Origin of the sequence: Spongorhabdus nitratireducens, from assembly GCA_947387575.1 — a bacterium.
Taxonomy (GTDB): Bacteria; Pseudomonadota; Gammaproteobacteria; order Pseudomonadales; family Endozoicomonadaceae; genus CANDOC01.
This window is the reverse complement of sequence record CANDOC010000017.1, coordinates 1-10012: the sequence shown is the minus strand read 5'-3', so window position 1 is coordinate 10012 and position 10012 is coordinate 1. Positions and strand designations below refer to the sequence as shown.

Genomic DNA, 10012 nt, shown 5'->3' with positions numbered 1-10012 from the left:
TAGCCAAGAAGAAGCCAGCTACTCGCAAGCCTGCAGCCAAAAAAACTGTAGCCAAGAAGAAGCCAGCTACTCGCAAGCCTGCAGCGAAAAAGACTGTGGCCAAGAAGAAGCCAGCTACTCGCAAGCCTGCAGCCAAAAAGACTGTAGCCAAGAAGAAGCCAGCTACTCGCAAGACTGCAGCCAAAAAGACTGTAGCCAAGAAGAAGCCAGCTACTCGCAAGCCTGCAGCCAAAAAGACTGTAGCCAAGAAGAAGCCAGCTACTCGCAAGCCTGCAGCCAAAAAGACTGTAGCCAAGAAGAAGCCAGCTACTCGCAAGACTGCGGCTAAGAAGACTGTAGCCAAGAAGAAGCCAGCTACTCGCAAGACTGCGGCCAAGAAGACTGTAGCCAAGAAGAAGCCGGCTACTCGCAAGACTGCGGCCAAGAAGACTGTAGCCAAGAAGAAGCCGGCTACTCGCAAGACTGCGGCTAAAAAGACTGTAGCCAAGAAGAAGCCAGCAGCTCGCAAGACTGCGGCTAAAAAGACTGTAGCCAAGAAGAAGCCAGCAGCTCGCAAGACTGCGGCCAAGAAAACTGTAGCCAAGCGTAAGCCAGCAGCTCGCAAGACTGCGGCCAAGAAAACTACAGCCAAGCGCAAGCCGGCAGCTCGTAAGACTGCGGCCAAGAAAACTGTAGCCAAGCGCAAGCCGGCAGCTCGTAAGACTGCGGCTAAGAAAACTACAGCCAAGCGTAAGCCGGCAGCTCGCAAGACTGCGGCCAAGAAAACTGTAGCCAAGCGCAAGCCAGCAGCTCGCAAGGCAGCTGTTAAGAAGAAGCCTGCTGTAAGAAAGACTGCTGCAAAAAGAAAGCCGATAGCCCGTAAGAAGGCTACCCGGAAAGTAGCCAGAAGAAGATAATTCAGGTTACAACTTTCGGCTGCAACCCAATCAAAAGGGGCTTTTTAAAAGCCCCTTTTTTAATACACGCCGTTTCTGTTAATTACTCTTCTTCCAGATCACTGATTTTTAATGATTCAAGCAGATGCTGCTTTTGTCTTGCCATTAATTCCGCATAATCCGGAGATAGCCCTAACAGTCGAATATTGTCTGTACTGGCAACGTTTTCTATAACCGTTTTATCTTGAGGTAGATAAATCGCTGCTGCTTTCAGCAGGTAAGGCCGGCCGTCTTCATTCTGTTCGGCAAGGTGCAGTGCAATGCAGGCATTGTTGTCTTCCAATGCCGGGTGCTGGTCACCGGGCATCAGGGACAGAGCTTCATCAAAGCTGATACCAATTCCCAGTTGAAGATGAGCCACTGCCGGTACTTGCTGCAACAGATCTTTAATCAGTAATCCACAACAGGCTGCTCGAAACAGTGCTTCGTTGTTTCCCTTGAATAAAATATAAGCGTGGCCTTCAGGCGAGAACTCCAGCGTGCCGGAATAGAGTTTGGCTGTTCGCTCAAACAGAGGAAGCTGTTGCTTCAATAGAGCCATCAGCTCATAGGGGGTGATCAGCTTCTGCAGCTTACTCAGATTGCGGAGCTTGATTGCAACCACTGCCCCGGAAGGTGGGGTGTATTCTTCGTGCTGCTCTGGTTCTTCAATACTTTCTGTCTGCTGCTCCGGTGCTTGCGGAGCCTCAGCCTTTTCCAGTTGACGAATAAGGTGGTTCAGTTCATCGCCCGGATAACTCTGCTCCAGCGAGTAATGACCATAGATTTTCTGTAGCTGTATATCCAGACGTCGCAAGCGTTTGTGCTGGAGCCGGCCATAGGAATCAATAATGATTAAACCGGCCAGTAGCATGACAATACCCACGATCAGAACTGTCATTCCAGCCTGTTTTGCAGGTTCCATCAGCAGTGGGATATCAAGCTGAATTCTGACATGCCCGGCAACAACGTCCTGATAATTGATGGCGTGGGAGTATGTCGCTTCTGATTGTTCCGACTCTGCACCAGGATTTTGGCCTGCCCTTGCTAACAACAGGTTATCCACACTGTAAATACTGGCATTGAGAACATAAGGCTCCTGTACCAGCTGGGATAACAGCACATTCAGGCTGAGATTATCCCCGGTTACCAGCAGGCTGGCTGAGGCTTCGGCCGTCTGCTTGGTCAGGGTCACACCCAGCGATTCAGCCTGAGCCATGCTGCCCGAGCGAACCTGCTGCCAGGTAATGACAGACATCAGCAGAATACAGATGGCCAGCAGTCCACCAAAGATCAGCAGCAGCTGTCTGCGTAGTGGAAAATGACATTGCTTCAGGCGTTTAAGCCCTCGAAAAAAGAAATTATTGTCGCGGATGGTCACAGTTATTCAATAAGCAGGTAGGATACTCTGCCAGTATATCGAAGGCCTGTGCCGGATAAAGAGCAAAAATTAACAAAGCACAATGAAAACCGGCCGGATGGTTGTGAAAGGACGGGAAGGTGTTATGAGCGAGATACTGCTAATCAATGTTACCGGGCAGGATCGCCCCGGTATGACCAGCGCGATCACTGACACGATGGCACGCTATGGACTGATTATTCTGGATATTGGACAGTCTGTTATTCATGACACCTTAACCTGGGGGATTCTGGTTCGCCTGCCGGATGAAGCTGATCAGGCTCCGGTACTGAAAGACCTGTTGTACCAGTTGCATCAGATGGAGCTGCAGGCCAAATACCAGCCAATTTCTGAAAGCTCTTATCAGTCGTGGGTCGAAGCACAGGGTGAGAATCAATATATCATTACCCTGTTATCCCGTTGTCTCACTGCAGAGCAGATTGCCCGGGTATCTGATGTGGCTACCCGCCACGGTCTCAATATCGATAGTATCTCGCGACTGACAGGCCGGATGCCTTTGGAAGAAATCGAGGAAGGCCATCAGGCTGTCGTCGAATTTGTTGTGCGCGGCACGCCTTCAGATCTTGATAACCTCAAGGCTGACTTCCTGCATATTTCCAGTGAGCTTGAAGTGGATGTAGCTTTCCAGCAGGACACTGTATTCCGCCGCAACCGCCGGCTGGTTGTTTTCGATATGGATTCAACCCTGATCGAAGCTGAAGTGATTGATGAGCTGGCCAAGGCCGCAGGTGTTGGCGATCAGGTTTCAGAAATTACTGAAGCCGCCATGCGAGGTGAACTGGATTTCTCGGAAAGCTTCAGAAAAAGAATGGCACTGCTCAAAGGGCTGGATGAAAGCGTGCTGGAATCCATCGCTGAAAGCCTGCGCTTTACAGAAGGTACTGAAAAACTGATTCGTAATCTGAAAAAACTGGGATACCGTACGGCGATTCTGTCCGGAGGCTTTACCTGGTTCGCCCGTTACCTGCAGCAGAAGCTGGGCATTGATTACGTGTATGCCAATGAACTCGAAGTGGTTGATGGCAAGGTTACCGGTGAAGTGTCAGGCATCATTGTTGATGGCCAGCGCAAAGCCGAGTTGATGAAAGAAATTGCCCAAAAAGAACAGGTCAATCTGGAGCAGGTGATTGCAGTGGGTGATGGTGCCAATGACCTGCCAATGCTTGGTCAGGCCGGGCTTGGTATTGCATTCCGGGCGAAACCGCTGGTGCGGCAGAGTGCTCGTCATGCAATATCGACTCTGGGGCTGGATGCAGTACTGTATTTGATGGGATACCGCGACCGGGACATCGCCGCACTGGAGCAGCTTTAATCCGGCTGTTCCACCAGGATGCTGCCACTGCCGGCATCCTGGATACGTAGCAGTAACTCTTCTTTATTGCGACTGTCGACCGAGCAGCTGATTTTCAGTTGCTCGGCATAATCAGTGTGATCAATATGCCCGTTATGTTGTTGCAGCAAATGCTCGATTGTTTTCAGCTGATGATAGCCACAATGAATAACCAGTTCGGTAAACGGGATTTTCTCCATTGTGGATAACAGCTTCAGTGCTGTCGCAACACCACCACCGTAAGCTCTTACCAAGCCACCTGTTCCCAGCTTGATCCCGCCGGAATAACGCACAACAACGGCACAGATTTCACCCAGCCCTGAACCTGTCAGTTGTGCCAGCATCGGTTTCCCTGCCGTACCACCGGGTTCACCGTCATCACTGAAGCCCCATTGCTGGGCATCCCCCGGCGTTCCGGCAATAAAGGCCCAGCAATGATGACGGGCATCCGGATGCAGCTCTCTGAGGCTGTGGATAAATGCCATAGCACTGTCCCGGCCTGTCACCGGAGCCAGATAAGAGATGAACCTGCTTTTTTTAATAACCTCTTCAGTTTCCACCTGGGCAGCGGGAACGAAATAAGACTCTGACGACATAATGCGCTTTCTCACAACGAAGGCAGCAATATAAGTACCCAGACACTTGCTTTCAAATATTTTGACGGCGTCTTTTTCCACCCTTACTGCGTTGCAGCTCTGGTCACGTAGCTACGGCTACGCTCCCGACGCCGCGCCTTGAAGGATGAAAAAATCCACACGCCCAAATATTCGAAAGCAAATGTCCGGGCACTTAACGTCATTCAGAACCTAATGCAGCGGACCTTTTTTCTCTTTATCCAGCTTCATTTGCCAATGGGGGCAACCGGCAAAACTCCAGTTCTGAATATCGCCCTCGCTGTTGGTCACAAAACTCTGGCGACAGGTGTGCATTAAATAAGCACTCCCCCAGCTGGTAGACCAGGTATAAATATGCTGTCCGTTTTTAATAGGAGAGTGTGAAGTGGGGGCACCCCACAGGGCTATCAAATCGGTGATTGATCTTCCCTGCCATGACTTCATTACGCTACTGGTAGAGACACAGCCCGCAAGTGAAAACAGCAGGATGATCAATAAAAAGTATCGAGTGTAAGAGCGGGCTACTGAGGTTGCTACAGTAATGTCCACGAATCGCCACCCTCGGAAGACCCTGCTGTGGGAGGATTGTTGTCTTTTGAATTAACCTCTTTGCTGGTGACCTGTCCAAGAGTTTTAAATTCGAACCGGTTGAAACTGGCGGTGCTGAGCATGCAGCGTGACAGTTGAGCCTTGGTGACCTGCTGCTGATCCTGCAGCAGCAACTTGCAACCTGAGCGAAAGGGCAGTGTTGGTAGAATCAGGCTGGCTGGCAAAGCCAGTGCCGGAGATTCGGGCAGAACAAAGCAGCGCATATATTGAGTACTGTCCTGATGCTTATGCAGCATTGCTGCGGCTGCCGGGCGGACATTGGGCGCCATCAGTTCAATGCCGGTCAGTGTTTGTTGTTCCGACTCAACCTTGATCCAGCGAATGATGGCAAGGTTCCAGTTATCGTTTGCATCTTCTCTGACGCCAATCACTTCACCATTCTGAATATGGGAAGGCACATCACCGGCCCAGCTCAGGCAATAACCGGAGGGACTGATGTTAATAATGCTGGCGCTATGAACAGGATAGTCACAGGATTTCGACTGTGCTGCTGAAGTCCCGGTGAATTGCAGTGGTTGCTCTGAGCCCGGTAGCCGTTTTTCAACCGAGCCTGCATCGTGAACATTGGCCCAGGCATCATTACTTTGTGCCTTGAATTCGGTTTTTTCCTGCTGTTTGTTGTCCTGCGCGTCAGCGATAACAAAGTGATCGAAATCGGTGCTGCCGGCCAGATGAAAATGAACGGCACTCATACCATCAATAACGTCGATGCTGCCGTTCATAATTTGCCTTTTATGCTGTCGATGGTGGTTTCCTTCCAGCATCAGGCAGACATGGTTCAGTATCAGATCATTGATATTTTCGGGAACAGGCAACTTTACAGCATCCTTGTCCTTGCCTGCTTCATCAAGCAGCTTTGCCAGTTGTGACGTTTCAAGGCCAATGGCCAGTGTATCAGGGTGAAGGTTCAGGCTGGCGTATTCCGGCGCGTGATCAATTGCTATCGGAACAGAGAAAACACTCTGGCGGGCATCTGATTTGATACTGGCTGCTGCTGACCAGTGCTCCAGCGCTTCAAACAGGTAACGTACCTGACGGGGGCGCAGCTGATAGGGTGAACAGGCATGCAGTAAAAGAGCGCGAGTATAACAGTGCTGAATTTCCGGCCTGGCGACGTAACACTGCTCCGGATCTTCAAAGGCTTTTTTGGTCAGCTTGCTGGTGACTGCGATTTGGTAAAGCGTATGAATTTCCAGCCAGTGACCTTTCGGTGCTGGACGGTAAAGACGACAGGAGAGCAGAAGCTGATGACTGGCATCAGACAGTGCGCGATGAAGTGCCAGACCAAGCTGAGGTGCCCTGGGTGTCGAAACCAGTTCACTGATGGCAAGCTTATACCCGGTGATCAGCTGTGCATATAAAGCCTGCATCAGAGCAGCTGCCCGGGTTTGCTGTTGGTTCAGGTTGATAGACAGTTTCAACACCTGCTGCCGCATCTGTTTTACGACATAGTGGGTAGCGGGTCGGATCTGTTCCAGCAGCTCGACTCTTTTGGCTGCGGGAATGGTAATCTGGTTCAGTTCTTTCAGTGCCTGGAAGACCTGTTTTGCCATTTCACCCAGATTGGCTTTGGGGAGAGCTTTGGCCCAGGCTGCAACGGCCTTGGGTTCCGGCTGAGCAAATGAAAGTGAACCCGCTTGAGTCTGGGGAATATTCAACTGAAAACCCTGGGGCGCATCCATTCGCTCACCTGCTGTTGTTATTTTTGTGCACTGCTCTTATTCGTACAGCTTCATACAGCGATTTTTACAGCGTGGGGTATAGAGGGATGATGGAACATCCCTCTTTTAATCATCATGAAATTTTAGAATAAGGCCAAGCGGACCCAGTGTCACCACTTGTACTTCAGGCATCGGGCATAATCGGAGCCAGTGTTGTCTTTGCGGGAACGCCGGCAACTTCTCTTACCAGCTTGGGAACAAGGTAACCGGAACAGCGCGCCGCCAGTTTTCCAACCAAACGTTGTGCCGCTTCCTGCTCCATATCAAAGTGAGCTGCACCCTGAACCTTGTCGAGCAGATGCAGGTAATAAGGAAGCACACCATTTTGAAACAGGGTTCGACTCAGCTTTTCCAGATCATCGACGGTATCGTTCACACCTTTGAGCAGCACGGTCTGGTTAAGCAGGGTAACGCCCGCCTGTTTAAGACGCTGGATCGCTTCGATGACATCTTCATTTATTTCATTGGCATGGTTGCAGTGCAGCACCATAATCGGTTGCAGCCGGGTTCGGGCAAACCAGTCCAGCATCTCTTCAGTAATGCGCTGCGGAATCATGATCGGGAACCGGGTGTGAATGCGCAGCCGCTGCACATGGGGAATACTGGCCAGACCATCAACAATCCAGCCCAGTCTTTGATCATTCAGGGCCAGCGGATCACCACCGCTGAATATCACTTCTGATATTTCGGTATCATTCCGCACATAGTCGAGCGCCTCCTGCCACTGCTCTCGGTTCAGGCGGTTCTCGTCATAGGGAAAATGGCGGCGAAAACAAAAACGGCAATTTACCGCACAGGTATTGCTGATAATAAACAGCAGCCGGTCACGGTACTTGTGGATAACGCCGGCCTGCTGGTTTTTGGGTTTCTCTCCCAGCGGGTCCATACTGTATCCGGGCTGATGCTCCAGTTCTGCACTGACCGGCAGTACCTGTTTCAGCAGCGGATCATTGATATCACCTCGCTGAATCCGGGCAACATATGGGCGAGGCGCCCAGAGTTTAAAAGCGCTGGAACCCTGTTGAGCACCTTCAAGCAAGGCCGGATCAAGATCGAGCAGGTTCAGAAGTTCGACAGGATCAGAAATGACCTGGCTCAGGGCTTCTTGCCAGTGTGTCTGCACACTGGCCGCAGAACGGGTTATCATACGCGTTTTTGTAATTCCTGGTGAAACTGCAATGGCAAGTTACAGTACAAACGAATTCCGTTCCGGCCTCAAGGTAATGCTGGAAGGGGATCCGTGCGTGATTGTCGAGAACGAATTTGTAAAACCCGGTAAAGGCCAGGCTTTCAATCGCGTTAAGTTCCGCAACCTCAAGACCGGTCGTACCTGGGAACGCACCTTCAAATCCGGCGAAAGCATCGAAGCTGCTGACGTTATGGATTACGACATGGAATACCTGTACGAAGACGGCGAGTTCTGGTACTTCATGATGACCGACGGTTCCTTCGAGCAGCACGGTGCCAGCAAGGAAGCTGTGGGTGACACTGTAAACTGGCTGAAAGAACAGCAAGAATACACTGTAACCCTGTACAACGGTGCGCCGCTGACTGTTACTCCGCCGAACTTCATCGAGCTGGAAGTTGTTCAGACAGACCCGGGCCTGAAAGGTGACACCGCTACCGGTGGTTCCAAGCCGGCCAAGCTGAGCACTGGTGCAACTGTTAAAGTGCCGCTGTTCATCTCTGAAGGTGAAAAGCTGCGCATCGACACCCGTACCGGTGAGTACGTGGGTCGTGTGAAGTAATATCACTTCATTGCTTTTCGCGGCAGTCTTTCTGACTGCCGCATCATTCTGTTTCCCGATTTCTCTGACATATATTTCAACACTGCAGCTAGCACTGACAAGTGTGTCATGTGCGTGGATAGCTAATACGAGCTAAATAAATAGCTATATAAAAGTGGCTATATAAATGGCTGCACTACGATATGGAGCCGCAACATGGGTGGAGATGATCAGTACCAGCCAAGTGCCAGTCTGAATGTTCTCAAACGCAGAGCGCAGTTGTTAAAGGATATGCGCCACTATTTTGATCAGGAACAGGTCATGGAAGTGGAAACACCCATGCTGTCCTGTGCCGCTACTGTTGATCCACATATCGATTCCTTTTCTACATCCTACCGCCCATTGGGTGCCAACGAACAACGTACTCTTTACCTGCACACATCCCCCGAATTTCCGATGAAGCGTCTGTTGGCCTGTGGAGCCGGTGATATCTACTATCTTGGCCGGGTGTTTCGTAACGGTGAGGCCGGAGGCCGACATAACCCGGAATTCACCATGCTGGAGTATTACCGGGTGGGTATGACTCATCACCAGTTAATGGATGATATGACCCGCTTGCTCAATCAGGTTTGTGAATTCACTGAGACCGGGCGCTTCACTTATAAAGAGCTGTTCCTGCCGCATGTGGGTGTTGACCCTCACACTGCCAGCGATGACGAGCTGCTCCACCAGGTCAGACTACATATAGATGAAGGGCTTGATGGACTGAGCCGGAATGACTGCCTTGATCTGCTTTTCAGCCACCTGATCGAGCCCGGTCTGGGAAAGGCTGATAATGGTCAGCTGGAAGGTGTCTATGTTTATGATTACCCGGCATCCATGGCGGCCCTGTCAAAAATAGCAAAGAACAGTCAGGGAACAGCGGTGGCTCAGCGATTTGAACTCTTTATAGGTGGGTTTGAGCTGGCCAATGGTTACCATGAACTGGCTGACGGAAATGAACAGGAAGCTAGATTTCAGGCCCATATAAATGAACGTAAGGAAATGGGCTATCCTGTTTATCCTTATGATGAGCATCTGGTGACCGGATTGAAGCAGGGTAACTTCCCGGACTGTGCCGGTGTAGCCATGGGCGTAGACCGGTTGATCATGCTTGTGGCGGGAACGCGTAATATTGCTGACGTCACTGCTTTTGAATTCTTCCGGGCCTGATACTCATATTTCCGCTTGTACGCGGGTTTAGGTGTTTTTGCCTATTTAACAAAAGTTTAAACAAGGCAGAATACGCCACCTCTGAGAGCGCAGCTTCTCAGGTCGACAGGATTTAATCCTGATCGAAAACAAGTGATTGACATTGAGTCTTCACTCTGTAGAATGCGCTCCTCGTTGCCGGCCACATTAATTGATTCACAGCGAATCATTGAGTGACCGGATGTTGATTCAGGCGCTGCCAAACACAGTGCTTGACAACAAAAACGGTCGCGGTAAGATAGCGGCCTCGCTGAACGGGGTGACGCACTCTGAAGCATCAGCGAAAACTTCTTCGGAAGCTGTTCTTTAACAAGATAATCAAGTAATTCGTGTGGGCACTTGCTTGTAATGGATGAATAAAAGATTTTCATCGAAGCAAGTGTTGTTCGGAAATTTATTTCTGGATAATCACTCGATCAATTCAAT

Annotated in this window: 9 protein-coding genes; 4 read left to right on the top strand and 5 right to left on the bottom strand. The window is 50.5% G+C overall.

Annotation, left to right across the window (positions count from 1 at the left end; genetic code table 11):
- Positions 1-896 (top strand): histone H1-like repetitive region-containing protein (locus ACYZZ0_RS22235; protein ID WP_461538866.1); only part of this gene is annotated, 896 nt, incomplete at its 5' end.
- An 82-nt stretch (positions 897-978) separates the two neighbouring features.
- Here the strand turns inward: ACYZZ0_RS22235 and ACYZZ0_RS22230 are convergent.
- The gene (locus ACYZZ0_RS22230; RefSeq protein ID WP_461538865.1) at positions 979-2295 is read right to left on the bottom strand and encodes an AhpA/YtjB family protein; all 1317 of its coding nucleotides are present in this window, start codon (positions 2293-2295) and stop codon (positions 979-981) included.
- A 124-nt stretch (positions 2296-2419) separates the two neighbouring features.
- Here ACYZZ0_RS22230 and serB point away from each other — a divergent pair, with 124 nt between their 5' ends.
- On the top strand, positions 2420-3646 hold the full coding sequence (gene serB, locus ACYZZ0_RS22225) for a phosphoserine phosphatase SerB (RefSeq protein ID WP_461538864.1): 1227 nt from the start codon (positions 2420-2422) through the stop codon (positions 3644-3646).
- Here the strand turns inward: serB and ACYZZ0_RS22220 are convergent.
- The 4 genes from ACYZZ0_RS22220 to epmB all read right to left on the bottom strand — a co-directional run bounded on the left by ACYZZ0_RS22220 (position 3643) and on the right by epmB (position 7755).
- Positions 3643-4341 carry a YigZ family protein gene (locus ACYZZ0_RS22220; RefSeq protein WP_461538863.1) on the bottom strand — a complete coding sequence of 233 codons (699 nt, stop codon included), beginning with the start codon at positions 4339-4341 and terminating at the stop codon, positions 3643-3645. The genes serB and ACYZZ0_RS22220 overlap by 4 nt on opposite strands.
- Before the next feature lie 129 nt (positions 4342-4470).
- Positions 4471-4827, bottom strand: a complete 357-nt coding sequence (locus ACYZZ0_RS22215; protein WP_461538862.1) for a hypothetical protein — start codon at positions 4825-4827, stop codon at positions 4471-4473.
- Positions 4812-6569, bottom strand: coding sequence for a hypothetical protein (locus tag ACYZZ0_RS22210; protein ID WP_461538861.1), 1758 nt, complete (start codon positions 6567-6569; stop codon positions 4812-4814). The genes ACYZZ0_RS22215 and ACYZZ0_RS22210 overlap by 16 nt, the downstream gene beginning before the upstream one ends.
- 163 nt (positions 6570-6732) lie before the next feature.
- Positions 6733-7755, bottom strand: a complete 1023-nt coding sequence (epmB, locus tag ACYZZ0_RS22205) for an EF-P beta-lysylation protein EpmB (RefSeq protein WP_461538860.1) — start codon at positions 7753-7755, stop codon at positions 6733-6735.
- A gap of 31 nt (positions 7756-7786) precedes the next feature.
- Between epmB and efp the strand changes: the two genes are divergently transcribed.
- The gene (efp, locus tag ACYZZ0_RS22200) at positions 7787-8356 is read left to right on the top strand and encodes an elongation factor P (protein ID WP_461538859.1); all 570 of its coding nucleotides are present in this window, start codon (positions 7787-7789) and stop codon (positions 8354-8356) included.
- Between the two features lie 195 nt (positions 8357-8551).
- The gene (epmA, locus tag ACYZZ0_RS22195; RefSeq protein ID WP_461538858.1) at positions 8552-9547 is read left to right on the top strand and encodes an EF-P lysine aminoacylase EpmA; all 996 of its coding nucleotides are present in this window, start codon (positions 8552-8554) and stop codon (positions 9545-9547) included.
- Positions 9548-10012: the final 465 nt, after the last annotated feature.